At 67.1% G+C, this 24022-nt stretch carries 20 protein-coding genes and 1 pseudogene; 16 read left to right on the forward strand and 5 right to left on the reverse strand.

What is annotated here, in order from left to right:
- The first annotated feature begins 46 nt into the window (after nt 1-46).
- Complete coding sequence (locus ACZ50J_RS10580) at nt 47-1099, forward strand: LacI family DNA-binding transcriptional regulator (RefSeq protein WP_464301234.1); 1053 nt, start codon at nt 47-49, stop codon at nt 1097-1099.
- On the forward strand, nt 1089-2900 hold the full coding sequence (locus ACZ50J_RS10585; protein ID WP_464301235.1) for a glycoside hydrolase family 2 protein: 1812 nt from the start codon (nt 1089-1091) through the stop codon (nt 2898-2900). The genes ACZ50J_RS10580 and ACZ50J_RS10585 overlap by 11 nt, the downstream gene beginning before the upstream one ends.
- Before the next feature lie 8 nt (nt 2901-2908).
- Here the strand turns inward: ACZ50J_RS10585 and ACZ50J_RS10590 are convergent, their stop codons facing one another.
- Nucleotides 2909-3910 (reverse strand): bile acid:sodium symporter family protein, encoded by a 1002-nt coding sequence (locus ACZ50J_RS10590; protein WP_464301236.1) that lies wholly within the window; start codon nt 3908-3910, stop codon nt 2909-2911.
- Between the two features lie 90 nt (nt 3911-4000).
- On the opposite strand from ACZ50J_RS10590, the gene ACZ50J_RS10595 reads away from it, so the two are divergent.
- The 9 genes from ACZ50J_RS10595 (at nt 4001) to ACZ50J_RS10635 (ending at nt 13544) form a co-directional block, all read left to right on the forward strand.
- On the forward strand, nt 4001-4585 hold the full coding sequence (locus ACZ50J_RS10595) for a nucleotidyltransferase family protein (RefSeq protein WP_464301237.1): 585 nt from the start codon (nt 4001-4003) through the stop codon (nt 4583-4585).
- Nucleotides 4586-4594: 9 nt separating this feature from the next.
- Nucleotides 4595-5467 carry an AAA family ATPase gene (locus ACZ50J_RS10600; RefSeq protein ID WP_464301238.1) on the forward strand — a complete coding sequence of 291 codons (873 nt, stop codon included), beginning with the start codon at nt 4595-4597 and terminating at the stop codon, nt 5465-5467.
- Complete coding sequence (locus ACZ50J_RS10605; RefSeq protein WP_464301239.1) at nt 5464-6564, forward strand: vWA domain-containing protein; 1101 nt, start codon at nt 5464-5466, stop codon at nt 6562-6564. Before ACZ50J_RS10600 ends, ACZ50J_RS10605 begins: the two co-directional genes overlap by 4 nt.
- Nucleotides 6557-7675, forward strand: a complete 1119-nt coding sequence (locus ACZ50J_RS10610) for an XdhC family protein (protein ID WP_464301240.1) — start codon at nt 6557-6559, stop codon at nt 7673-7675. Before ACZ50J_RS10605 ends, ACZ50J_RS10610 begins: the two co-directional genes overlap by 8 nt.
- A gap of 62 nt (nt 7676-7737) precedes the next feature.
- Entirely contained in the window at nt 7738-8970 is a 1233-nt protein-coding gene (locus tag ACZ50J_RS10615) for a sigma-54-dependent transcriptional regulator family protein (protein WP_464301241.1), read from the forward strand.
- Between the two features lie 78 nt (nt 8971-9048).
- The gene (locus ACZ50J_RS10620) at nt 9049-9534 is read left to right on the forward strand and encodes a (2Fe-2S)-binding protein (protein WP_464301242.1); all 486 of its coding nucleotides are present in this window, start codon (nt 9049-9051) and stop codon (nt 9532-9534) included.
- Nucleotides 9531-11948: a xanthine dehydrogenase family protein molybdopterin-binding subunit gene (locus tag ACZ50J_RS10625; protein WP_464301243.1), complete on the forward strand. Its 2418-nt coding sequence runs from the start codon at nt 9531-9533 to the stop codon at nt 11946-11948. Before ACZ50J_RS10620 ends, ACZ50J_RS10625 begins: the two co-directional genes overlap by 4 nt.
- Nucleotides 11945-12802 (forward strand): FAD binding domain-containing protein, encoded by an 858-nt coding sequence (locus tag ACZ50J_RS10630; RefSeq protein ID WP_464301244.1) that lies wholly within the window; start codon nt 11945-11947, stop codon nt 12800-12802. Before ACZ50J_RS10625 ends, ACZ50J_RS10630 begins: the two co-directional genes overlap by 4 nt.
- Before the next feature lie 4 nt (nt 12803-12806).
- Nucleotides 12807-13544 carry an SRPBCC family protein gene (locus ACZ50J_RS10635; RefSeq protein ID WP_464301245.1) on the forward strand — a complete coding sequence of 246 codons (738 nt, stop codon included), beginning with the start codon at nt 12807-12809 and terminating at the stop codon, nt 13542-13544.
- Between the two features lie 12 nt (nt 13545-13556).
- On the opposite strand, the gene ACZ50J_RS10640 is transcribed toward ACZ50J_RS10635, so the two are convergent.
- From ACZ50J_RS10640 to ACZ50J_RS10650, 3 genes are all read right to left on the reverse strand, one after another.
- On the reverse strand, nt 13557-14759 hold the full coding sequence (locus tag ACZ50J_RS10640; protein WP_464301246.1) for an MFS transporter: 1203 nt from the start codon (nt 14757-14759) through the stop codon (nt 13557-13559).
- Nucleotides 14760-14782: 23 nt separating this feature from the next.
- A complete protein-coding gene (locus ACZ50J_RS10645) occupies nt 14783-16093 on the reverse strand; it encodes a methyltransferase domain-containing protein (protein WP_464301247.1) in 1311 nt (436 codons plus the stop codon).
- 76 nt (nt 16094-16169) lie between these two features.
- Complete coding sequence (locus ACZ50J_RS10650; protein ID WP_464301248.1) at nt 16170-17636, reverse strand: M1 family metallopeptidase; 1467 nt, start codon at nt 17634-17636, stop codon at nt 16170-16172.
- A gap of 206 nt (nt 17637-17842) precedes the next feature.
- Between ACZ50J_RS10650 and ACZ50J_RS10655 the strand changes: the two genes are divergently transcribed.
- The 4 genes from ACZ50J_RS10655 to ACZ50J_RS10670 are packed head-to-tail and all read left to right on the forward strand — an operon-like array spanning nt 17843 to nt 22169.
- The gene (locus ACZ50J_RS10655; RefSeq protein WP_464301249.1) at nt 17843-18397 is read left to right on the forward strand and encodes a cysteine hydrolase family protein; all 555 of its coding nucleotides are present in this window, start codon (nt 17843-17845) and stop codon (nt 18395-18397) included.
- Nucleotides 18394-20775: an ATP-binding cassette domain-containing protein gene (locus ACZ50J_RS10660; RefSeq protein WP_464301250.1), complete on the forward strand. Its 2382-nt coding sequence runs from the start codon at nt 18394-18396 to the stop codon at nt 20773-20775. Before ACZ50J_RS10655 ends, ACZ50J_RS10660 begins: the two co-directional genes overlap by 4 nt.
- Before the next feature lie 40 nt (nt 20776-20815).
- Nucleotides 20816-21364 carry an RNA 2',3'-cyclic phosphodiesterase gene (gene thpR / locus ACZ50J_RS10665; RefSeq protein WP_464301251.1) on the forward strand — a complete coding sequence of 183 codons (549 nt, stop codon included), beginning with the start codon at nt 20816-20818 and terminating at the stop codon, nt 21362-21364.
- 34 nt (nt 21365-21398) lie between these two features.
- Entirely contained in the window at nt 21399-22169 is a 771-nt protein-coding gene (locus tag ACZ50J_RS10670) for a 2-phosphosulfolactate phosphatase (protein WP_464301252.1), read from the forward strand.
- A 131-nt stretch (nt 22170-22300) separates the two neighbouring features.
- Here the strand turns inward: ACZ50J_RS10670 and ACZ50J_RS10675 are convergent, their stop codons facing one another.
- A complete protein-coding gene (locus ACZ50J_RS10675; protein ID WP_464301253.1) occupies nt 22301-23041 on the reverse strand; it encodes a peptidylprolyl isomerase in 741 nt (246 codons plus the stop codon).
- Nucleotides 23042-23218: 177 nt separating this feature from the next.
- On the opposite strand from ACZ50J_RS10675, the pseudogene ACZ50J_RS10680 reads away from it, so the two are divergent.
- Nucleotides 23219-23889, forward strand: a pseudogene (locus tag ACZ50J_RS10680) (Type 1 glutamine amidotransferase-like domain-containing protein).
- Nucleotides 23890-24022: the final 133 nt, after the last annotated feature.

Genomic DNA, 24022 nt, shown 5'->3' on the forward strand with positions numbered 1-24022 from the left:
GCATCGTTGCATGCAACGATGCAAGCACTTCTGATACTTTCCTCGCGTGGCAGTGACATTGCGGGACGTGGCGGCGCATGCCGGAGTTTCGGTGCGCACTGTTTCCAACGTGGTCAACGACTTTCCGCAGGTGGCGGACTCGACCCGGGCAACCGTGCAAGCATCCATCGATGCGCTCGGCTACCGACCGAACAAGGTCGCCAGGCGCCTGCGGTCGGGCCGGACCGGTGTCGTGGGGCTGTTGATCCCGCGGCTGGCCGAACACTATTTCGCCGAACTTGCCGACGCCATCGTCACGGAAGCCCGGCAGGACGAGTTGTCCGTCGTGATCGATCAGACCGACGGCCGCCGGGACAGTGAGATGTCGCCACTGCGGCAGGGGCTGGACGACGGGCTGTGGGACGGCGCCATCGTCAGCCCGCTGAGCATGACCCGCGACGACCTCGCCCGCCATTCCGGCGCGCCCCTGGTCGCGCTGGGGGAGCACGGCGCGACGTTCGACCTGGCCTGGGTCGGTACGGACAACGTGCAGGCCGCGCAAGACGCGACGAAGTATCTGATCGAACTCGACCACCGGAAGATCGCTGTGGTCGGGCATCAGCAGGGGTTCGGGGGCGAGACCGGTTCGTTGCGCACCAAAGGTTTTCGGTTGGCGATGCGTGCGGCCGGGCTGCGCGTTCGGCGGGAGTGGGTTGTCGCTCCCGCCGGCTACGGCCGCGTCGACGGGGCGGTCGCCGCCCATCGACTGCTGGCTGCGACGCAGCGTCCCGACGCGATCTTCTGTTTCAACGACGAACTCGCGTTCGGGGTGCTGCACGCACTGCACTCCGAAGGTGTGTCGGTCCCGGGCGACATCGCGGTGATCGGTTGGGACGACCTGAGCGACGCGCAGTTTGCCGTGCCGGGGCTGACCTCCGTGAGCGTCGATCGGCACGCTGTCGCGCGCGCCGCTCTCGACCAATTGCTCCCGCAGATCGCCGGACACGGTTCATCGCATGACCACATCATCATCCCGCACACCATCGCCGTCCGTGCCAGTACCGCGGGCGACACGGTGCCGGGGCACCCACTTGCGAAAGGCACAGCAGATGCCCGATGACGTCACACCGGCCGCATGCCCGCGTCCGGAGTATCCACGACCGTCGTTCTGTCGTAGTGAATGGCGAAACCTCAATGGCACGTGGGACTTCGAGATCGATCAGGGGGACAGTGGGCTGGAGCGCGGACTGCTCTCCGATCCACTCACCGATCGCATCACCGTTCCGTTCGCGCCCGAGTCCGCGCTCTCCGGGATCGAGAACACCGACTTCCTGGAAGCGGTCTGGTACCGCAGGCAGCTCCAGGTCCCCGAGCACTGGCGGGGGTCGGACCTGCTGTTGCACTTCGGCGCCGCCGACTACGACACGACAGTCTGGGTCGACGAGACCGAGCGCGGTCGGCACCGGGGCGGGTTCACGTCGTTCACGGTGGAACTCGGCGCCGCGGACGAATTCGTCGACGCACCGCGGCAACTCACCGTTCGCTGCCGGGACTCGCATCGTCACCCCCAACCGCGGGGAAAGCAGACTCGGGACTTCGCCGGGTGGGCCGCGCACTACGGGCGGACCACGGGCATCTGGCAGACGGTGTGGGTGGAGCCGGTGCCGAAGACGCGGTTCGAACGACCTCGCATCACCCCGGATGTAGGCGCTTCGGCGTTCCACCTGGAGCTGCCGACACGTGGTCGAACCGCCGGAATGCGTGTGATCGCAGAGCTGCTCGCGCACGGGGAGGTGCTCGAGCGCGTCGAGCACGCCGCGGGGAGCGACTTCACCACCATGCTCGATCTTGCCGTGCCGGAGGGCGGTCGCCGGCTGTGGTCACCCCAGGATCCCTTCCTGTATGACGTCCGCCTGCAGCTGTGTGCGGCCGACGGAACCGTGGTGGACACAGTCGACTCGTATGCCGGGCTGCGCTCGGTGACCATCGACGGACCGGCAGTGCTGCTGAACGGACAGCCGGTCTTCCAGCGTCTGGTGCTCGACCAGGGTTACTACCCCGACGGCCTGATGACAGCACCGTCCGACGAGGCACTGGTCGAAGACATCGAACTTTCGATCGCCGCTGGTTTCAACGGTGCTCGGCTGCACCAGAAGGTCTTCGAGGAGCGCTACCTCTTCCACGCCGACCGCCTGGGCTACCTCGTCTGGGGTGAGTTCGGCGACTGGGGCTGCCGCGACGCGGGTCCGGCCACGACGGACAACCAGCACCCGAACGCGGCATACATCACCCAGTGGATCGAGGCGATCGAGCGCGACTACAGCCATCCGAGCATCGTCGGATGGTGCCCGTTGAACGAGACCTATCAGAACCGCCACGACCGGATCACCGACCTGGACGACGTGACGCGCGGGATGTTCCTGGCGACGAAACTCGCCGATCGCACCCGGCCGGTCGTCGACGCCTCCGGGTATGCGCACCGGGTCGCCGAGACCGACGTCTACGACTCACACCTCTACGAGCAGGACCCGAGGAAGTTCGCCGCTCTGATGGCACCGCTCGCCGACGGGACGCCATACAGCAACGAAGGCACCCAGTGGTCCCTGCCGTATGCCGGACAGCCGTACTTCTGCAGCGAATTCGGTGGCATCTGGTGGAATCCGAACGCCACCGCGAGTGACGAATCCTGGGGGTACGGCCAGGCAGTGCGCAGTGAGGCGGAGGTCTACGAGCGGTTCACCGGCCTCGTGGACGTGCTGCTCGACAACCCGTTGATGTTCGGTTACTGCTACACGCAATTGACCGACGTGTTCCAGGAGCAGAACGGCATCTACGCGTTCGACCGTTCGGAGAAGCTGGACGTCGCACGGATTGCGGCAGCCCAGAAACGTCAGGCTGCGATCGAGACCGGAACCGCCTGAACCGGCGCTCAGGCGACCGCGGTCGCATCCTCCGGTTCGGCGGCGTACCGACCCGCCAACCAGGAGCACATCATCAGCTGGACCTGATGGAAGACCATCAGCGGGAGCACGATGATGCTGACCTGGTGGCCCGCGAAAAGGACTGCAGCCATGGGGAGTCCACTGGCGAGGCTCTTCTTGGTGCCACAGAACTGCGCGGTGATCCGGTCGGCACGATCGAAGCCGAGTCGCGCTGCCACGTGCCAGGTCAACCAGAGCAGCACGGCGACCAGCAGCACCGACAGCACGACGAGCACCGCGATCTGACCGGCGTCGACGGCGTGCCAGATGCCGTCCCGGACACCCTTGCTGAAGGCCGCATAGACGACCAGCACGATCGACCCGCGGTCGACGTACTTGAGCTTCGCCCGGTGGCCCTCGACCCATCCGCCCACCACCGGGCGTGCCAGCTGACCGACGACGAACGGCGCGAGGATCTGCAGGCAGATGTCGATCATCGACTGACCGCTGATCGAGATGCTGCCGCCCCCGCCGATGATGCCCGTGCTGGTCATCGCGATCACCAGCAGCGGCGTCAGCAGAACGCCGAGCAGGTTGGAGGCGGACGCGCTGACGATCGCGCCGGCGACGTTCCCGCGCGCCATCGAGGTGAACGCGATGGAGGACTGCACCGTCGACGGCACCAGCGTCAGATAGAGCACTCCCGTGTAGAGGTCGCTGGTCAGCACGTGCGGTTCCAGCACCCGCAGCGCGATGCCGATGATCGGGAAACACACGAAGGTGAAGGCCAGGATCAGCACGTGCAACCGCCAGTGCTGCAGCCCGCGGATCGCCTCCTGCGGATGCATCCGCGCGCCATACAGGAAGAAGAGCAACGCGATCGCGGCCGTCACGATCTTGTCCAGCGACGGTGCGAAGGACGCACTCGCCGGGAACACACTGGCGAGGACGACGGTGGCCAGGATCGCCAGGATGAAACCGTCGATGCGGAGCTTCTGGAGGGGATGCATTGTCCGGCAACCCTAGGGCCCGTGGAGGTATGGCGCAGGGGTGACCCGCGAGCCGAGATCGCGTTCGTGAGCAACGCCATACTGGTTCGTATGACGACCGCGGGAGTGGTGCTGGCAGCCGGCGCAGGGCGACGGATGGGCCGGCCGAAGGCGCTGGTCGACGGCTGGCTGGAGCACGCCGTCGGCACGCTCGCCGAGTGCGATCGCGTGCTCGTGGTGCTCGGCGCCGAGGCGGAGCAGGCTCGGGCGCTCATCGCAGAGAGGGATCTGCAGGTCGTGGTCGCGCCGGACTGGGACACCGGGATGGGTGCGTCGCTGCGGGCCGGGCTGAGCGCCATACCCGATGCGTTGCCCGGTGCCACGCGTTGCCTGCTGACCCTCGTCGACCTGCCCGACGTCGGTGCCGACGTCATACGACGATTGCTGGCGCAGCCCGACACGACCGACGTCCTGGCCCGGGCGGCGTACGGGACCGTGCCGGGTCACCCGGTGCTGCTCGGTCGGGATCACTGGTCGGGGGCGATCGCGACGGCCATCGGAGACCGGGGCGCGCGGGACTACCTGCGCACCCACGAGACGGTGCTGGTCGAGTGCGGCGACCTGGCGACCGGCACCGATGTCGATCGACCGGACCAGCTCGGCGAGCCAACCGCTCACCAACCCACCGATGACTAGCCTGGGGCGATGGATTCACCGACTGCGGTGGCGCGTGCGCTGGAAAACACCGGCTACCTGAGCGATTCGGCGTTGGCGACCGTGACGTTCCTCGCCGACCGGATGGCGCGACCGCTGTTGCTCGAGGGTGAGCCGGGCACCGGCAAGACGGCGTTGGCCGAAGCACTCGCTCAGGTCCAGGACGCGCCGCTCATCCGCCTGCAGTGCTACGAGGGCATCGACGCCAGCCAGGCGCTCTACGACTGGGACTTCCCGCGGCAGATCCTGCATCTGCGCACCCTCGAGGCTGCGACCAAGGACGGTTCGCTCGATGCCACGGAGGCCGAGAAATCGCTCTTCGACGAGCGGTTCCTGCTGGCGCGCCCGGTGTTGCGGGCCTTGCGCGAATCGCCCGCGGTGCTGCTCATCGACGAGGTGGACCGCGCCGATGACGAGTTCGAGGCGTTCCTGCTCGAGGTGCTGTCCACGTGGGCCGTGAGCATCCCCGAGCTCGGCACGGTCACCGCCGCGACACCACCGACGGTCGTGCTCACCTCGAATCGCACCCGTGAGCTGCACGACGCGCTCAAACGCCGCTGTCTCTATCACTGGATCGATCACCCGGGCCTCGAACGAGAGGTCGCGATCGTCCGATCCCGCGAGCCCGATGTGCCGAAAACCCTTGCGCGCCAGGTGGTCGAGGTCGTGCAGGAGCTGCGCAACGAGCATCTGATGAAGCCGCCGGGCGTTGCCGAAACCCTCGATTGGGCACGCGCCCTGCAACGGCTCGGAGCCACCGAGCTGGACCTGGAGCAGGCTGCGGTCACCCTCGGAGCGGTGGTGAAGTACCGCGAAGACACCGACCGGGTGAAGCACGTCCTGGATCGGATGCTGGCGAGATGAAACACCCCGATGAGCTCCTGCTCGGTTTCACCCGCGCACTGCGCGCCGCCGGGGTGCGTGTCACCCAGGACCGGGCGACGACCTTTCTGAGCGCCACCGCGATCGTCGGACTGGGTGACGCGGAGGCGGTGTATGTCGCCGGCCGGGCAACCCTGTGCTCGGGTCCGGACGACCTCGAACGCTTCGACCGGGTCTTCGAGGCGTGGTTCGGGGACCGGTCCGAGTTGCCGCACAGCATCCCTCGCGGGCGACCACAGGAGGTCGCCGCACCGTTGCCGGTGAGCGACGACCCGGACACGCTCGGTGGTGAAGGCGAACCGGAGATCGTGCAGGCGGCGGCATCGGAGACCGAGATCCTGCGTCACCGTGACGTGGCCGCGATGGACGGCGCGCAGAAGGCGATCCTCGACGCGATGATCCGTGCCCTGCATCCCCGAGTGCCGACTCGTCGGGCCTCGCGGCATACACCGTCGCGGCGGGGCGCTGTGGATCTGCAACGGACACTGCGCAGTTCGCTGCGGCTGATGGGCGAGCCCGGCCAGGTGCAGCGCCGCAGGCGGGGCACCCAGCCGCGCCGGGTGGTGCTGCTGATCGATGTCTCCGCGAGCATGCGTCCGTATGCCGACGCGCTGCTCCGGCTCGCGCACACGCTCGTCCGCGCCGGTAACTCGGTGGAGGCATTCACCATCGGTACCCGGCTGACCCGGATCACGACCGCGCTACGTGTGGCCGATCCGGACCGCGCACTGGTCCGGGCCGGTGATGAGGTGCCGGATTGGGCCGGCGGCACTCGGCTGGGGGAGGCGCTCGAGGCGTTCCTGACCCGCTGGGGTGCACGGGGAATGGCACGAGGTGCCGTGGTGGTTGTCTTCAGCGACGGCTGGGAACGCGGCGACGCACACCTGTTGGGCGAGCAGATGGCCCGACTCGCCCGGCTGGCGCACCGAGTGGTGTGGGTCAATCCGCATCGCGGCAAGGACGGCTACGCGCCCGTGCAGCGAGGGATCGTGGCGGCCCTGCCGCATTGCGACGACTTCGTGGCCGGTCACTCGTTGCGTTCGTTCGAGCAGGTCTTGGAGGTGGTCGGCGATGCGTGAAGTGCTGACGGAGCTGATGAAGTGGTACGACGCGGGCGAGACCGTCGGCGTCGGCACCGTCGTGGCGACCTTCCGTTCGGCGCCCCGGCCACCGGGGGCGTCCATGCTGGTCGGGCCGGGCGGTGAAGCGGTGGGTTCGGTGTCCGGCGGATGCGTCGAGGGCGCTGTCTACGAGCTGGCGGGCGAGGTCGTCCAGTCCGGTGAGTCGGTCCTGCAACGGTACGGAGTGTCCGACGACGACGCGTTCGCTGTCGGGCTGACCTGCGGCGGCATACTCGATGTGTATGTCGAAAAGGTCGACAGGACAACGTTTCCCGAGCTGCCGTCCATCGCTGACGACATCACGCACGACCGCCCGGTGGCCCTGGCGACGGTCATTGAGCATCCCGACCCGACCTGGGTCGGCAGGCGCATGGTGATCCGTCCGGGGCAGCAAGCCGTCGGGGGGATGGGCACTGAGCGCGCCGACTCCGCGGTGGCGGACGACGCGCTCGGACTACTGGCCAGCGGACGCAGCGCGACGCTGACCTACGGACCCGACGGGCAGCGCCTCGAGGACGGCATGCGGGTGTTCGTGTCCGTCTTCGCGCCACCACCGCGCATGCTGGTCTTCGGTGCGATCGATTTCGCCGCAGCCGTCGCGAAGGTGGGTTCGTTCCTGGGTTACCGCGTGACGGTCTGCGACGCGCGACCGGTCTTCGCGACCACGACACGTTTTCCTGACGCGGACGAGGTGATCGTCGACTGGCCGCACCGGTACCTGTCCGGTGAGGTCGACGGCGGCCGGATCGACGGCCGCACCGTGATCGCCGTGCTGACGCACGACCCCAAGTTCGACGTTCCGCTGTTGGAGGTGGCGTTGCGGGCTCCCGAAGTTGCGTACATCGGCGCCATGGGTTCGCGTCGTACTCACGAGGATCGGCTCACCCGCCTGCGCGAGATCGGTGTCGACGACGAGCAATTGGACCGGTTGTCCAGCCCGCTCGGGCTCGACCTCGGCGGCCGCACACCCGAGGAGACCGCGATCAGCATCGCCGCGGAGATCATCGCTCGCCGGTGGGGCGGGACCGGCAGCAGCCTGGGCGAGATCACTGGGCGCATCCACGGCTGAACGGCAGTGAGCCGCGCCCTGCCGGGATAGTGTGATGGGGATCACTGCGTCGGAGGTCACCCATGGAGCACTCCACCGGTTCGCTGCGCGAGCGTCGGCTCGATGCGGTGCGTGCCTGGACCGCCTTCGTCACCGACGGTGACGAAGCCGTGCGGGTGCGGCCGGAGATCCTGTCCAGCTGGCAGCGGTCCGCGCAGGGCGCCGCGCTGGAGGTGACCGGTGCACCGCTCGCGGACGAGCACGACACCGCGGCGTTCTGGCAGGACTCGCCGTTGCAGGCGGCGGTGTCGGCGGTGGAGCACGAGTTGCGGCGCAGCGCCGAGGACGGTGACCTCGTGCTGGCCGTCACCGACACCCGGACCCGGATCCTGTGGACGTATGGCGGCAGGGTGATGCGCCGGAAGGCGGAGACGGTCAACTTCGTGGCGGGCGGACGCTGGGACGACGGGAGTGTCGGGACCAACGCGCTGGACCTGGCCGGCCGGCTCGACGCACCGGCGACGGTCTTCTCCGCGGAGCACTACGCGCCGATCGTGCACAACTGGGTCTGCTGGGCGGCTCCGGTGCACCACCCGGTGACCGGTGAACGGCTCGGCGTGATCGACCTGTCGACCACCTGGGACCGCGCACACCCGATCGGGCTGGCCACCGCGCGGATGATGGCCCGGATGATCGAGAGCGCCATGCCCGACACGCGACAGCATTCGCGCCTCGGCGTGGGCGGCTCCGACCAGGGTCTCGCGTTGACTCTGCTCGGCGCGGCCGAGGCACGCCTGGACGGCCAACGGCTGCTGCTCAACCGGCGACAGACCGAGATCCTCGCATTGCTGGCGCTGCACCCCGATGGGCTCTCGCTCGAGCGACTGCACGCGTCGCTCTATGGCGACGCGCCGGTGAGTGCTTCGACGCTGAAAGCCGAGGTCTCCCATCTGCGTTCGACGCTCGGCGGCGCGATCTCCTCGCGCCCCTACCGGCTGATGCTGCCGGTAACGATCGACGTCGACGAGGTCCTGGACCGGATCCGGCACGGTCAGGTGCTGGCGGCGGTGGCGGCATACGGCGGGGACCTGATGCCGGGCACCAACTCGCCCGCGTTGTCGGAGCTGGCAGAGGTTGTCGCGGTCGCCGTACGCGAGGCGTTGCTCGGGGATCCGGATCCGGATGCCGTGCTGGGTTACAGCGAGATCGCACCGTATGACACAGAGGTGCTCGAGGCCTGCCTGCGTCGGCTGGGCCCGGGCCCGCATCGCGCAGCCCCGCTGCTGCGCGGGCGCCTGGCAGCAGCGAGACGCTGAAGGCCAACCTTCCGCCAACCGTGAGGTTCTAGGTTCGGAGTGACGCCAGAAGTGTGCGTACTCCGAAGGGTGCCGAAGATGACAAAGATCGAACTCACCGTCGACGGGGGAAAGGTCTCCGAAGACGTCGAACCACGGATGCTGCTGGTGCAGTTCCTGCGCGAAAAGCTCGGAAAGACAGGGACTCTCATCGGTTGCGACACCAGCAATTGTGGTGCTTGCACGGTCCATCTGAACGGCCATGCCGTGAAGTCGTGCAACATGCTGGCTGTCCAGGCGGACGGCGCCGAGGTCACCACCATCGAGGGACTTGCCGCCACGTATGACGGCGCCGACCTGCACCCGATGCAGGCCGCCTTCCACGAGTGCCACGCGTTGCAGTGCGGGTTCTGCACGCCGGGCATGATCATGCGCTCGGTCGACCTGCTGAACGAGAACCCGGACCCCACCGAGGAGGAGATCCGCGAGGGGCTGGAAGGCAACCTCTGTCGGTGCACCGGCTACCACAACATCGTGCGTGCGGTGCAGACCGCGGCGGCGGCGGGGAAGGGAGCGCAGTCATGACTGTCACCGATGACCGTCCCGCAGCCGAGATCGGCCGGGACCGTCGCCGCAAGGAGGATCGCCGCCTGATCACCGGCAGCAGTCGCTACACCGACAACATCGTGCTGCCCGGAATGCTGCATCTGGCCATGGTGCGGAGTCCGTTCGCGCACGCCACGGTCAGCTCGATCGACACAGCTGAGGCGAAGCAGGCCACGAACGTCGTCGCGGTCTACACCGCTGCCGACCTGGACGAGTCGGCCGGTGCGTTGATCAACGCCTGGCCGATCACGCCCGACCAGAAGACGCCGGTGCACCCGATCCTGGCGTCCGACCGGGTGACGTTCGCCGGCGAGATCGTCGCCGTCGTCGTCGCACGCAGTGCGGCAGCAGCCCGTGACGCGGCCGAGCTGGTCGACGTCGACTACGCGGAGCTGCCGGCGGCCCTCGACCTGAAGGAAGCCGCCGCGGACACGGTGTTGGCCCATCCCGACCTCGGCACCAACAAGTCGGCACTGTGGGTGTTCGACTCTGCGGAGGCCGGCACCGGCGGGAACGTCGAGGATGCGATCAGCACGGCACGTGCCGAGGGTGTGGTGATCGAGCGGGAGTTCCGCCAGAACCGGCTCATCCCGGCATTCATGGAGCCGCGGTCGGTCGTGGTCGACCCGACCGGTGAGCAACTGACCATGTGGTCGGCGACGCAGGTCCCGCACATCGTGCGCTTCGCATTGGCGGCGACGACAGGTGTGCCGGAGAGCAAGATCCGGGTCATCGCACCGGACGTCGGCGGCGGCTTCGGCGGCAAGTTGCAGGTGACGCCCGAGGAGTGGATCGCCTGGTGGGTCGCCCGGCAGTTGCACAAGCCGGTGAAGTTCACCGAGACCCGTTCCGAGTCGATGATGGCCGCACATCACGGCCGCGATCAGTGGCAGAAGCTCACCCTCGCGGCGACGAAGGACGGTCACGTCACCGGTCTCAAGGTGGAACTCACCGCGGACCTCGGGTCGTATGTCGCGATCGTCGGCGGGGGAGTGCCGGTGCTCGGCGCCTTCATGTTCAACGCGATCTACAAGGTCCCGGCATACCACTTCGCCTGCCAGACGGTGCTGACCAACAAGACCTGGACCGACGCCTACCGGGGCGCAGGGCGACCGGAGGCGACCTTCGCGATCGAGCGGCTGATGAGCGAGTTGGCCAACGAGCTGAACATGGACCCGCTCGAGCTGCGCGAGAAGAACTGGATCAAGCACGAGGAGTTCCCGTTCACGACGGTCGCCGGACTCGAATACGACTCCGGCAACTACGAAGCGGCGACGGCGTCCGCCAAGGACTTCTTCGGGTATGACGAACTGCGGGCCGAGCAAGCACGGCGGCGCGAGGCCGGCGACCCGGTCCAGCTGGGCATCGGCATCTCGACGTTCACCGAGATGTGCGGCTTGGCCCCGTCGCGTGTTCTGGGGTCGCTCGACTACGGCGCCGGCGGCTGGGAGCACGCATCGGTGCGGATGCTGGCGACCGGCAAGGTCGAAGTCGTCACCGGGACCAGTGCCCACGGCCAGGGCCATGAGACGGCGTTCAGTCAGATCGTCGCGGACCGACTGGGCGTGCCCTTCGAGGACATCGAGATCCTGCACGGCGACACCCAGGTGTCGGTGAAGGGCCTGGACACCTACGGGTCGAGGTCGCTCGTGGTCGGTGGCGAGGCACTCGTACGAGCCGCCGACAAGGTGGTCGAGAAGGCGAAGCCGGTCGCAGCCCACCTGCTGGAGGCTTCGGCGGACGACATCGAGTTCACGGCCGGACGCTTCGGCGTCAAGGGAACCGACGCCGGTCTGTCCATCCAGGAGGTCGCCGGCGCCGTCTTCACCGCGCACAACCTGCCCGACGGCATGGAGCCGTCCATCGACGCCGAGGCGACATACGACCCGATCAACTTCAACTACCCGCACGGCACGCACCTGTGCGCGGTGGAGGTGGACACCGAGACCGGACAGGTGAAGCTGCGGAAGTACACCTGCGTCGACGACGTGGGCAACATCATCAACCCGTTGATCGTCGAGGGACAGGTGCACGGCGGACTGGTGCAGGGGATCGCGCAGGCGTTGTTCGAGGATGCCGTCTTCGACGATCAGGGCACCCTGGTCTCCGGGTCATTCGTCGACTACCTGGTGCCGAGTGCGGCCGACCTGATCAGCTTCGACGCCCACCACGCGTCGACACCGGCCACCACGAACACGTTGGGAACCAAGGGAGTTGGCGAGGCCGGCACCATCGCCTCGACGCCCGCGGTCGTCAACGCAGTGATCGACGCCGTGCGGCAGTTCGGCGTCGACGACATCGTCATGCCGTGCTCACCGGCACGGGTCTACGCGGCCATCGCGGCCGGACGGGCCGGCGATACCGGCTCACGGACGGAAGGAGTGAGCCGATGATCCCGGCAGCATTCGACTATGCGGCACCCGACAGCATCGAGGAGGCGCTCACGCTGCTTGCCGAACACGGCGACGACGCGAAGATCATCGCCGGCGGGCAGTCCTTGCTGCCCGTCCTGCGATTGCGCCTCAACGCGCCGGAGTTCGTCATCGACCTGCGCAAGATCGAAGCGTTGCGCGGTGTCCGCGAGGATGGTGACGCACTCGTCATCGGCGCGATGACAACACACGCCACCGTCGCGTCCGATCCGCTCGTCGCCCAGCACGCCGCGCTGATCGGCAAGGCGGTCGCAACGGTCGCGGACGCTCAGGTGCGCAACCGTGGCACATTCGGCGGGGCGCTCGCACACGCAGACCCGGCCGGGGATGTCGGTGCTCCGGCGCTCGCGCTCGGGGCGCAGTTCGTGATCGCCGGCCAGGGTGGCTCGACCCGCACGGTCGAGGCGGCCGACTTCTTCGTCGACCTCTTCGAGACCGCGATCGCCGAGGACGAGTTGCTGACCGAGGTACGCATCCCGAAGCACACCGGCTGGGGCGCGCACTACGAGAAGTTCGTCCGGATCGCCCAGCAGTGGTCGATCGTCGCCGTCGCAGCGACCGTGCGTTCCGAGGGCGGCACCATCGCCGAAGCGCGAGTTGCGTTGACCAACATGGGTTCCACGCCGGTCCGTGCGGCCGCTGTCGAGCAGGCGTTGCAGGGCCGAGCCGCCACCGACGACGCCGTGCGAGCCGCTGTTGCCGCAGTCGCCGAGGGGACGAACCCGCCGACCGACCTCAATGGCGATGCGGACTACCGCAAGCACCTGGCCGAGGTGCTGACCCGGCGCGCCGTACTCACCGCTGCGGCAGGATGACCAGATGGATCTGAACCATTCCTTCACCGTGCCGGCGAGCGTCGACGAGACGTGGGCGGCGTTCCAGGACATCGAGTCGGTCGCCGAGTGCTTCCCGGGCGCGCAGATCACCTCGGCGACCGGCGACACGTTCGACGGCACCGTCAAGGTGAAGCTCGGGCCGATCGCGTTGGTCTACAAGGGCACCGGGACGTTCACCGAACGTGACGAAGGCACACACAAGATGGTGATCGACGCCAAGGGCAAGGACAAGCGCGGCAACGGCACGGCAGGTGCACTGGTGACCGCCACCATGACCGCTGTGGACGGCGGCACCACCGTCGACGTCGTGACCGATCTGGCCATCACCGGCAAGCCGGCACAGTTCGGCCGGGGCGTCATACAGGATGTGTCGGACAAGTTGCTCCGGCAGTTCGTCGACTGTTTGCAGGCGAAGGTCGGATCGGCCGACTCGGCGACCGAGGCTCCGGCGGCGGCCGAAACCCCTGCAGTTGCAGCGGTTTCGGAGTCGGCCTCGACATCGTCCCCCAGCGTCCCGGCTGCCGCGTCGCCGGCACCCACGCCGCGGCCCGCGCCGGTTGCTGCGGCTCCGGTCGCCCCGGCGGGGTCGGCGGACGATTCGCTCGATCTGGGTTCGGCGGTCGTGCCGGTCCTGGCGAAGGCGTACTGGAAGCAGGCGGTCGCGGCTGTTGCCGGTCTTGCCGTCTTCGCCGCGCTGCTCAGGCGGCTGCGCCGGCACTGAGCCAGCAGTCGGTCAGGCGGCGCGCACGACCATGGTGTCCCGCACGGTGACCCAGGCTGCCGCCGCGCACCCGGCCAGTATGGTGGTGACGGTGAATGCCGTTGGGAATCCCCATTGTTGGGCGATGAACCCGCCTGCGATCGGTCCGACAACGGTGCCCATGTCCTGGCTCATCTGATAGGTGACCAGGACCGGGCCACCACGTCCGTGACCGAACATGATGTCGGCGAGAGCCGCCTGCTGGGACGGGCTGACCATCCCCGTGCCGACGCCGGCGACGAGCGTTGAGGCGAACGCGAGGCCGACCGAGTGCGTCAACGCGAGAGCCAGCGTCGCGAGGGCGAGGATGATCATCCCGACGATGATCAGCGGGCGGCGGCCAATCCGGTCCGACATCCGCCCGGCCGGGATCATCGCCAGGACGTCACCGCACGCGTATGTCGCGAGGGCGAGTCCGGCCACGGCGGGTTTCTGATGCAGCACGAGGGCGAAGTACAACGGGACGAGGGACACCCGCATCGCGTAGACCCAACCGAAGATCGCCGCGGTCAGGACGGCCGACCGGTAGGCACCGACCCGCAGGGCCGAGGCGAGTGGCATCGCCGCCACCGTGGTCGAGTCGTCGATCGTCGCCAGTGCACTGTCGCGCAGCTGGAGGTGCACGACGGCGATGGCACCGAAGAGGGCCACGGCATACACGACGAACGGCACGCGCAGCCCGAAGCCGACCAGCGCGCCGCCGAGGAGCGGTCCGGTGATGCTGCCGAGCACGAAACTCGACGAGTACAGCCCCGACACGCGACCGCGGATCGCCGGCGGTGAGATCCGGATCATCAAGCCCATCGCGGAGACCGAGAACATCACCGAGCCGACTCCACCCAGACCTCTGAAAAGCATGAGCTGCCAGTAGCTTTGGGCGAATGCCGACGCAAGGGTGGACAGTGCGACGATGAACAGACCGAGGAGGTACATCGGCCGTTCGCCGAACCGGTTGACCAGCCGGCCCGTGCTCGGCGCGAACACCAGCCGCATGATGGCGAAGGCGGACACGATGGCGGAGGCCGCGGTGACGCCGACACCGAAGGAGTGCGCGAACTCTGGCAGGGCCGGTGCGACGACGCCGTAGCCGAGGGCGATGACGAAGCTCGCGGACACCATCACCCAGACTTCGCGGGGCATGCTCGGCACGGCGATCTTCTGGGTTTTCGCGGTCATGGTGCCTTCATTATGCGTCGGGGTCAGCGCTCGAGGAGCAGCAGGACCTCGTGGTGCAGCGTCTGCGGGAACATGTGGAACAACCGCGCCCGGGTGACCCGGAACGACGGCATCGCACGGAGGTCGGCGGCGAGGCTGGACGCGTTGCAGCTGGAGTAGAGCAGGTGCGTGGTGTCGGATCGTTCGAGCGCGTACGCCAGATCGCCGATGCCGCGTCGCGGCGGGTTGACGATCACCAGGTCCCCTGAAGGTGGTTGAGGAGCGTCCCCTGAAGGTGGTTGAGGAGCGGAGGAGCGGAGCGGGGGAGCGTCTCGAAACCCAGCGCCCGTGCCGTCGAGCACCCTCGTCGCATCGCCGGCCTCGAACCGTATGTCGCCCAACGCCGACCGGTCCGGCAGTTCCTCGGCACTGAGTCGGGCGCTGGCGACGGCTTCCTCCGACAACTCGATGCCGAGTACGGATGCGCGTCGAGCGCCGCCCTGAGTAGTCCGCGAGGCACGAGCGGCGTATCGAAGGGTGCCGGGGGAGCGAAGCGGAGGGGGTGTATCGCGACCAGGTGTACCGAGACCCACCGCCGTCGCAGCATGCAACGCGAAGCCGCCGACGCCACAGAACAGGTCCAGGACGTATTCCGGCGAGACCTGCGAAATCCATTCCTGCGCCTGGCGATACAGCTGTGCGGCAACAGCGGTGTTGGTCTGGAAGAAGCTGCGCGTCCGCAGCTGCAGCGTGATGCCGTTCAGCCGCATCGGCAGCGACGTGTCGTCGGTCAGCAGGATCTCGTCGTCGCCCTCGAGCGCGGCCTTGTGCTCGGGCAGCAGGTTGACGGAAACCACGCGCGTCCCGGGGACCGCTTCGAGCAGACCGGGCAGGGCGCGTTCGATGCGCCCCAGCTGGCCGGGAGAGCGCAGCACGAAGCGGATCATCGATTCGCCGTCGGGGGAGTGCGTCACGATCAGGTGCTTCAGCTCGCCGGTGCGGCGCGGCACGTCATACGGGGTGAGGCCGAGCTCGGTGACGAAGCCGGCCAATTGGTGCACGGTGCGGTGCAGGCCGGGTTCGTAGAGGCCGCAGTCGCGCAGGTCGGCGCCGTTCCCGCCGCGATCGAGGATGCCGAACGTCGGTGCCTGCCGACTGCCGCCGACGACGAGCTTGGCCTTGTTCCGAAAATGTGACTCGGGGCCGGTGGCCGGCGCGGCCCAGACGTCCGGCGACACCAGGTCGGCGAGTATGTCGGCGACGCGAGCTTGAAGGGTGCGCACCTGCAGGTCATACGACTCGCCCATCAGCGTGCACGAACGGCACGTCCCGGCATCGAAGTAGTCGCACTGCATGGTGCAGATTCTCGCGCACCCGGGCAAGGGGAAGGCGCCCGCCCATGGCGAACGCCTTCCCTTTCTCCCAGCGCTGTCAGCGGTTGTGCTGCGACTTCGCCAGCAGGTTGGGAGCTGCGACGGCGGACGTCGCACTCGGCTTCTGGAACGGCCCGAACCAGATGTACTTGTCGTCCGGCCGCGTCTTGCCGTAGACCCACGCCTGGAAGAAGCTGCTCACGTCCTGCTTCGACACCTTCTGCACGTAGCGCTCGAATTCCTGCATCGACGTATTGCCGCCGCGGTGCAGCTGCGTGTAGGTGCGCAGGATCTTGAAGAACGGCTTGTCACCGATGTAGGCGCGCAACGCCTGCAGGAACAGCGGGCCGCGGGTGTAGGAGTTGGTGAACTCCCGGCCGGCACCCATGTCCCACAGTGGGTTGGCCCAGAAGTTGGTGTTGTCGGCGAAACGCGCCATTTCCGAGCTGTATTCGTCGTCCAGGTTGACGTTGTTCTCGTCCTGCTCCCAGAGCCATTCGCCGTATGACGCGAAGCATTCGTTCATGCACACGTCGCGCCAGGTCTTGACGGACATGCTGTCGCCCCACCACTGGTGACCGTTCTCGTGGACGATCGTCGGCAGATCGGCCCAGGCGGCATACGTCGGACGGTCCTGCGTCTCCAGCGAGAAGCCGATCTGATCCGCGACGAAGATGCCCCCGCCGGACGACTGCGGGTAAGGGCCGAAGTAGCGCTCCAGCAGGCTGATGACATCGGGCAGGCGCTTCTCGTCCTGCATCTTGTCCTCCGCGCCGGGGGCGAATGCCGACACGAGTGGAATGCCGTCCTTGGTCTTCTGCTTCAGATAGGTGAACTTGTCGATGGCGACCGTGGTGAGGTAGCCGATGATCGGGTCGGTCTCGGTCCACGTGTAGGTCGTGCGCGCACCATGCGTCTTCTTGGCCGTCTGCTCGCCGTTGCTGATGACACTGAACTCGTTCGGAACCGTCGCCTTCAGGGTGAAGGTCGCCTTGTCGAGAGGGGTGTCGTTGACGGGATACCAGCTCGCGGCGGAGTGCGGTTCGTTCGCGGCGAAGGCGCCGCCGCTGGACGAGTAGTTCCAACCCGAATAGTCGTCGAGACCCGATGAGGAGATCGGCTGACCGTGGTACTTCACGCGGACCTTCAGCTGCGAGTGTTTCGCGAGCTTGGTCGGCGTGGTGACGACCAGCTCATGCTGACCGCTGCGCGACCAACTCGCCTTCTGGCCGTTGACCGTCAGCGAATCGATTTGGAAACCATAGAAATCCAGATCGAACTGGGTGAGCTTCTGCGTGGTGGTGGCGTCGATGGTCGTGTCTCCGTAGAGCATCTTCGACGCCGGGGTGTAGTCGATGGTGACGCCGTAATGGTTGACGTCGTATCCGCCGTTGCCGTCCATCGGGTAGTAGGGGTCTCCGGCGCCCGGGGCGCCGACCGCGCTGCCGGTGGCGGAGGCGCTGCCGCCCGCAACCAGTAGTGCGGTCGCCGCGGCGACGCAGCCGACGAGTGGTCGTGCTCGCATGATTCCTCCGTATCGGACCGTCCCTGTCCGGTCCCTGTGACGATCCTTCGACGCTACCGATCGGGTATGACGCATAGGGTTTTCGAGCCCGGCCGCTCGGACAGGGTGGTCGAGTAGCGACCGAGGAACGAGGGAGCGTATCGAGACCCACCAGCTGTCACCGGTCGCGACTAGCGTGGTGGCTCTCACCGAACCGAGGAGTCACCATGACGACGCTTGCCGACCGATCCGAGACCGCGTTGCTGGTGATCGACGTGCAACAGGGCGTCGTGACGGGCGCCCACGACCGCGACAACGTGGTGGCCAACATCGGGGCACTGGTCGACCGGGCTCGTGCTCGGAAGGTGCCGGTGGTGTGGGTGCAGCACCACGATGAGCAGCTCGAGCAGGGTTCTGCTGCTTGGCAACTCGTGCCGGAGCTGTCGAAGGCGAAGGATGAGCCGCTCGTGGAAAAGGCCTACGGCGACTCGTTCGAGGGCACCGATCTGGAGGACGTTCTTGCCGCCGGTCGCATCGGACATCTGGTCGTGACGGGCGCCCAGACCGACATGTGCATCCGGTCCACGATCCACGGCGCCTTCGCCCGCGGTTACGACGTAACTCTGGTCGGCGATGCGCACACCACCGAGGATCTGACGGCCTACGGGGCACCGACGCCGGAGCTCGTGATCGCGCACACCAACCTCTACTGGCAGGAGCAGGCTGCCCCGGGCCGAGCTGCTGCGACGGTCGCCACGGAGGACGTAGATTTCGGGTCATGACCGGTCATACGTCATCGCCCGAAGATCCTCGATCGACTGCTGACGCCCACGACGTCATACGCGTCCTCGGAGCCCGGGAGAACAACCTGCGCGACGTCAGCGTGGAGTTGCCCAAGCGGCGGCTGACGGTGTTCACCGGAGTCTCCGGTTCGGGGAAGAGCTCGCTGGTCTTCGACACGATCGCGGCGGAGTCGCAGCGACAGATCAACGAGACCTACAGCGCGTTCGTCCAAGGCTTCATGCCGAACCTCGCCCGGCCGGACGTCGACGTGCTGAGCGGGCTGACGACGGCCATCATCGTCGACCAGGAGCGGTTGGGGGCCGACCCACGCTCCACGGTCGGGACAGCGACGGACGCCCTGGCGATGTTGCGAATCCTGTTCAGCAGACTGGGTAAACCGCACATCGGACCGGCGCGGGCGTTCTCCTTCAATGTGGCATCGGTCAGCGGCGCCGGGGCGGTCACCGTCGAGAAGGCCGGCCGCACGGTGAAGGAGGCTCGCCGGTTCAGCGTGATCGGAGGTATGTGCCCTCGGTGTGAGGGCCGTGGTTCGGTGACCGACTTCGACCTCACCGCGTTGTATGACGACACGAAGTCGCTGCGGGAAGGCGCCCTCACCATTCCCGGCTACAGCATGGACGGGTGGTACGGCCGGATCTTCCTCGGGTGCGGGTTCTTCGACCCGGACAAGCAGATCGCGAGATTCACCAAGCGTGAGCTGGAGGCACTGCTGCACAAGGAGCCGACGAAGATCAAGGTCGACGGCATCAACATCACCTACGAGGGTCTGATCCCACGTATTCGCAAATCGTTCCTGGCCAAGGACCGCGAGGCGATGCAGCCGCACATCCGCGCGTTCGTCGATCGAGCAGTCACCTTCGCGGCTTGCCCGGACTGCGCCGGCACTCGGCTCAGCGAGGGCGCACGGTCCTCGAAGATCGACGGCGTGAGCATCGCCGATGCGGCGGCGATGCAGATCAGCGACCTTGCGCAATGGATGCACGGCGTCCAGGATCCGTCGGTGCAATCGTTGCTGGACGGACTGCGCACCACGCTCGATTCGTTCGTCCGGATCGGCCTGGGATACCTGAGCCTGGACCGCCCGTCCGGGTCGCTGTCCGGCGGAGAGGCCCAGCGCACCAAGATGATCCGGCACCTCGGGTCCTCCTTGACGGACGTCACCTACGTCTTCGACGAGCCGTCCATCGGGTTGCATCCGCACGACATCGAGCGGATGAACGACCTGCTGCTGCAGTTGCGGGACAAGGGCAACACCGTTCTTGTGGTCGAACACAAACCGGAGATGATCGCCATCGCCGATCATGTGGTCGACCTGGGACCCGGCGCCGGCGTGGACGGCGGCGAGATCGTCTTCGAAGGCAGTGTCGAGCGGTTGCGTGCCGCGGGCACCCGGACCGGTCGGCACCTGCACGACAGGGTGTCCCTGAAGGACCAGGTCCGCGTCACGGATCGAGCGCTCGAGGTGCGTGGTGCGTCGCTGCACAACCTGCGGAACGTCGACGTCGATCTGCCGCTCGGCGTGCTGTGTGTGGTCACCGGTGTTGCCGGCTCCGGCAAGAGCTCACTGATCCACGGGTCGGTCTCCGGTCGCGACGGTGTGGTCACCATCGACCAGACCGCCATCCGCGGATCCCGCCGTAGCAACCCCGCCACCTACACCGGGATGCTCGATCCGATCCGGAAGGCGTTCGCCAAGGCCAATGGCGTGAAACCTGGTCTGTTCAGTGCCAATTCGGACGGTGCGTGTCCGGCCTGCAACGGTGCCGGTGTCGTCTATACCGACCTGGCGATGATGGCCGGAGTCTCGACGCCCTGCGACGTGTGCGAGGGCAAGCGCTTCCAGCCGGAGGTTCTCGAGCACACCTTTGCCGGCAAGGACATCAGCGAGGTCCTGGGCATGCAGGTGTCCGAGGCCGAGCAATTCTTCGCGGCAGGGGAGGGGCGGCTGCCGGCGGCGCACAAGGTCCTGCGTCGTCTTGTCGACGTCGGACTCGGTTACGTCACAGTCGGTCAGCCGTTGACCACGTTGTCCGGCGGCGAGCGGCAGCGTCTCAAGCTGGCTGCCCAGATGGGGGAGAAGGCCGACATCTACGTGCTGGACGAGCCGACGGTCGGTCTGCACCTGGCCGACGTGGAGCAGCTGCTCGGCCTGCTGGATCGCCTGGTCGACGACGGGAAGTCGGTGATCGTGATCGAGCATCACCAGGCAGTGATGGCGCGTGCCGACTGGATCGTCGACCTCGGCCCGGGTGCCGGGCACGATGGCGGCACAGTCGTTTTCGAAGGCACGCCGGCCGACCTCGTCGCGCGACCGACGACCTTGACCGGGAAGCACCTCGCGGCATACGTCGACTAACCGGTGGTTCTCCTGCAGAACTGCTCCTACGCTGGTCAGGATGTCCGCCACCCGCATGTTCGTAGCGATCCGCCCACCCGAGACGGTTCGCGAGCAGATCGCCGAATTCTTGGCGCCGCGTGACGGTATGACGTGGATCGACTCCGCGCAGTGGCACATCACGCTGGCGTTCCTGCCGTCTGTCCCGGACCACCGCGACGATGAGCTCATCCATGCCTTGGAGCGAACGGCGCTGCGGCACAAAGCATTCGAGCTGCGTCTGTCAGGAGCTGGTGCCTTCCCGAATCCAATCGGGGCGCGGGTGCTCTGGTTGCGTCCCGATGTCGACCTGACGGAACTGGCGACGGGGGTGCGGCACGCGGCGAACTCGGTCGGTGCGACTCCGGACGGTCAGCGGTTCGCCGGGCATCTCAGTGTGGCGCGACCGCGTCGTCCGCTCGACGCGCGGCGCTGGCTGCAGGTGCTCGACACCTTCACCACCGAGCGCTGGCCGGTGACCGAGATCGAACTGGTGGCGTCATACCTGGGGGAGGGCGCGCACCGCCGTCCGCGGCACGAGGTCGTTGCCACCGTGCCACTCGCTCACTGACGTCTGCGGCGGAATCCATCGCTAGTCTCGACCCGTGGGTGACTTCTTCGGCCAGGCCAAGTACGACATCCGGTTCGAGTGGGGTCCCGTCGGTGCCGTTGAACTGCACGCGGAGGTTGCGGTCGTCGTCGACGTATTGAGCTTCTCGACGGCTGTCACTGTCGCTGTCGAACGCGGCATGCGGGTCTACCCGTTTCCGTGGAAGGACCGACGAGCAGCCGAGTTCGCTGCTGCGCACGACGCGATGCTGGCCGTCGGGCGACTCGAATCCACGAAGTCGGAATCCGTTGTGGCGCCTTCGCTTTCGCCCGCCGGATTGCTCACATGTGATTTCGAACCGCGGATCGTCCTACCATCACCCAACGGCTCGTCGATCAGTGCCGCACTGCAGCAGACCGGGTCGCGAGTGGCGATCGGTTGCCTGCGAAACGCCCCCGCGGCGGCTCACTGGTTACAGGGGCAGCTCGCCGTCGGCCACTCGGTGGCGGTGATCGCGGCAGGGGAGCGGTGGGCAGATGACGACTCACTCCGACCCGCGCTGGAGGACCAGTTGGGCGCGGGCGCGATCCTCTCGGAGCTGTGCACGCTGGGGCTCGAGGAATTGATGAGCCCGGAATCCATCGGCGCAGCAAGGATTTTCGACGCTATTCAACCCACACTGGTCGACACACTGCACGAGTGCGTCGGTGGACGTGAATTGATGAGCAAGGGATTCGAAGCTGATGTCGCGGTGGCGGCCGACCTGGATGCGTCGTCCGTCGTACCGGTTCTGACCAACGGTTCATTCGGCCGTAGCTTGCCGTGAGCGTTTGTCACAAAGGTCCGTTCACAACCTTGAGAATCCACTGATCGGGGTCGGGCGCGACGAGCGTCTCCCGGCGGATCGTGTTGTCCTCGCAGTCAATGGCTGGTCAAGCCTGGAGGGTTGGGCGTGCCTCATGCACCGCTCTTCGCACGTTGAATGATGGTCGTGAGAGCCGGGGCACCGTCCTCGGGTGTCCCGTCGGTGCCCGGGTCGATGCCACCGGCCGCGATCCTGTCCAGGACCTTCATGCCGGCGGGGGAGATGTGCCCGAACACGGTGTAATCCGGGGTCAGGCGAGAGTCCTCGTAGACCAGGAAGAACTGACTGCCGTTGGTGTCCGGCCCGCCGTTCGCCATGGCGAGAGTGCCACGGGTGTAGTTCTTGCGGCTCCCATCGGGATAACCGGGCCAGTTCGGCAGTTCGTTGACACCTTTGAACTCGTCCTTGAACCAGTAGCCCGGGTCACCCCAGCCAGTGCCCAGCGGATCGCCGCACTGCAGCACGGACAGCGCGTATGGCGGGGTCTGGTACGCCGTCAGTCGGTGGCACTTCGTGCCGTCGAAGTACTTCTGGTGGATGAGATAGACCATGCTGCGAACCGCACACGGGGCGGCGGCTCGATCGAGCTGCATCGGTATGTCGCCGCGGTTCGTCCGCAGCGTGACTTTCACGGTGCCGTGGTTCGTTGCCCTGGTCGGGTCCGGTGGGAGACCGACGAACGTCGAGTAGGTCTGGTCCGTCATCGGGGTGAAGGCGCACGCACCGTGCGTCGGCGATGTCGGCACCGGTGCCTTGCTCGCGCTGGCCGTGGGCGCGATCGTGGCCGTGAGAGCGGCGGCGCTGAGCACTGCAAGGGACTTCCACGCGGGCATTGGCAACTCCTTGAGTCGTGACGGGTGCGCTCAGTCTGCTCTCGTCATCAGTCGTGTGGCGGTTTGCGCAGCCGGCAACTTGAGCTGATGTCAGAACGTGCGAAACCACCGCAGGAGAGCGGGATTCGGCGGAGACTGTGCTGAACACGGACGTCCGCGAGCACTCAAGGAGCTGGGATGAAGCTGCTTCTCACATCCGGGGGAGTCACGAACGACAGCATCCGGGATGCCCTCGTCGACATGCTGGGCAAGCCGATCGCCGAGTCCGCGGCGTTGTGCATTCCAACGGCGATGTACGGCCACCCATCGGTCGGGCCGGGCGTCATGCCATGGGAATTCATCGCCGGTCGCTCGCCGAACCCGATGGTCGACCTGGGTTGGAAGTCCGTCGGCGTGCTCGAGCTCAGCGCTCTGCCGAGCCTCGAGACGGACCACTGGGTTCCGCTGGTCCGGCAGTCGACGTGCTGCTGGCGGCGGGCGGTGACGTTCTCTACCTCTGCCATTGGATGCGGCAGTCCGGGCTCACGGATCTGTTGCCGTCCCTGACCGAGACGGTCTGGGTCGGGTTGAGCGCCGGCAGCATGGTGATGACACCTGAGGTGGGTGACGACTTCATCCAGTGGCGTCCCTCGGGCGGCGACGACACGACGCTCGGGCTCGTGGACTTCTCGATCTGTCCGCACCTAGCGCCCGACGGTATGCCGGGAAACTCCCTGGCCGAGGCGGAAGCCTGGGCGAAGAGCATCTCGAGCCCGGCATACGCGATGGACGATCAGACGGCGATCGCAGTCGTCGACGGCCACACCCGGATCATTTCCGAAGGAGACTGGCGTCAGTTGCGTTCCTGACGCGGTGAACAGGAGCTCTTCGGCTGTGATCGCCGCAGAATGCCGCGGATTCATGGGCATGTGGGTGGGCTTCCCGCCCTCGTTACAAACACCCGATAATCTACATTATGTCAACTAACGTTTCGAGGAAGCC

This window comes from Flexivirga sp. G2, assembly GCF_055397625.1.

What these genes read in the sequence shown, in the direction of transcription:
- ACZ50J_RS10585 (WP_464301235.1), top strand. Translation starts at nt 1,089, where the DNA reads ATGCCCGATGACGTCACACCGGCCGCATGCCCGCGTCCGGAGTATCCA.
- ACZ50J_RS10590 (WP_464301236.1), bottom strand. Translation starts at nt 3,910, where the DNA reads ATGCATCCCCTCCAGAAGCTCCGCATCGACGGTTTCATCCTGGCGATC.
- ACZ50J_RS10595 (WP_464301237.1), top strand. Translation starts at nt 4,001, where the DNA reads ATGACGACCGCGGGAGTGGTGCTGGCAGCCGGCGCAGGGCGACGGATG.
- ACZ50J_RS10600 (WP_464301238.1), top strand. Translation starts at nt 4,595, where the DNA reads ATGGATTCACCGACTGCGGTGGCGCGTGCGCTGGAAAACACCGGCTAC.
- ACZ50J_RS10605 (WP_464301239.1), top strand. Translation starts at nt 5,464, where the DNA reads ATGAAACACCCCGATGAGCTCCTGCTCGGTTTCACCCGCGCACTGCGC.
- ACZ50J_RS10610 (WP_464301240.1), top strand. Translation starts at nt 6,557, where the DNA reads ATGCGTGAAGTGCTGACGGAGCTGATGAAGTGGTACGACGCGGGCGAG.
- ACZ50J_RS10615 (WP_464301241.1), top strand. Translation starts at nt 7,738, where the DNA reads ATGGAGCACTCCACCGGTTCGCTGCGCGAGCGTCGGCTCGATGCGGTG.
- ACZ50J_RS10620 (WP_464301242.1), top strand. Translation starts at nt 9,049, where the DNA reads ATGACAAAGATCGAACTCACCGTCGACGGGGGAAAGGTCTCCGAAGAC.
- ACZ50J_RS10625 (WP_464301243.1), top strand. Translation starts at nt 9,531, where the DNA reads ATGACTGTCACCGATGACCGTCCCGCAGCCGAGATCGGCCGGGACCGT.
- ACZ50J_RS10630 (WP_464301244.1), top strand. Translation starts at nt 11,945, where the DNA reads ATGATCCCGGCAGCATTCGACTATGCGGCACCCGACAGCATCGAGGAG.
- ACZ50J_RS10635 (WP_464301245.1), top strand. Translation starts at nt 12,807, where the DNA reads ATGGATCTGAACCATTCCTTCACCGTGCCGGCGAGCGTCGACGAGACG.
- ACZ50J_RS10640 (WP_464301246.1), bottom strand. Translation starts at nt 14,759, where the DNA reads ATGACCGCGAAAACCCAGAAGATCGCCGTGCCGAGCATGCCCCGCGAA.
- ACZ50J_RS10645 (WP_464301247.1), bottom strand. Translation starts at nt 16,093, where the DNA reads ATGCAGTGCGACTACTTCGATGCCGGGACGTGCCGTTCGTGCACGCTG.
- ACZ50J_RS10650 (WP_464301248.1), bottom strand. Translation starts at nt 17,636, where the DNA reads ATGCGAGCACGACCACTCGTCGGCTGCGTCGCCGCGGCGACCGCACTA.
- ACZ50J_RS10655 (WP_464301249.1), top strand. Translation starts at nt 17,843, where the DNA reads ATGACGACGCTTGCCGACCGATCCGAGACCGCGTTGCTGGTGATCGAC.
- ACZ50J_RS10660 (WP_464301250.1), top strand. Translation starts at nt 18,394, where the DNA reads ATGACCGGTCATACGTCATCGCCCGAAGATCCTCGATCGACTGCTGAC.
- thpR (WP_464301251.1), top strand. Translation starts at nt 20,816, where the DNA reads ATGTCCGCCACCCGCATGTTCGTAGCGATCCGCCCACCCGAGACGGTT.
- ACZ50J_RS10675 (WP_464301253.1), bottom strand. Translation starts at nt 23,041, where the DNA reads ATGCCCGCGTGGAAGTCCCTTGCAGTGCTCAGCGCCGCCGCTCTCACG.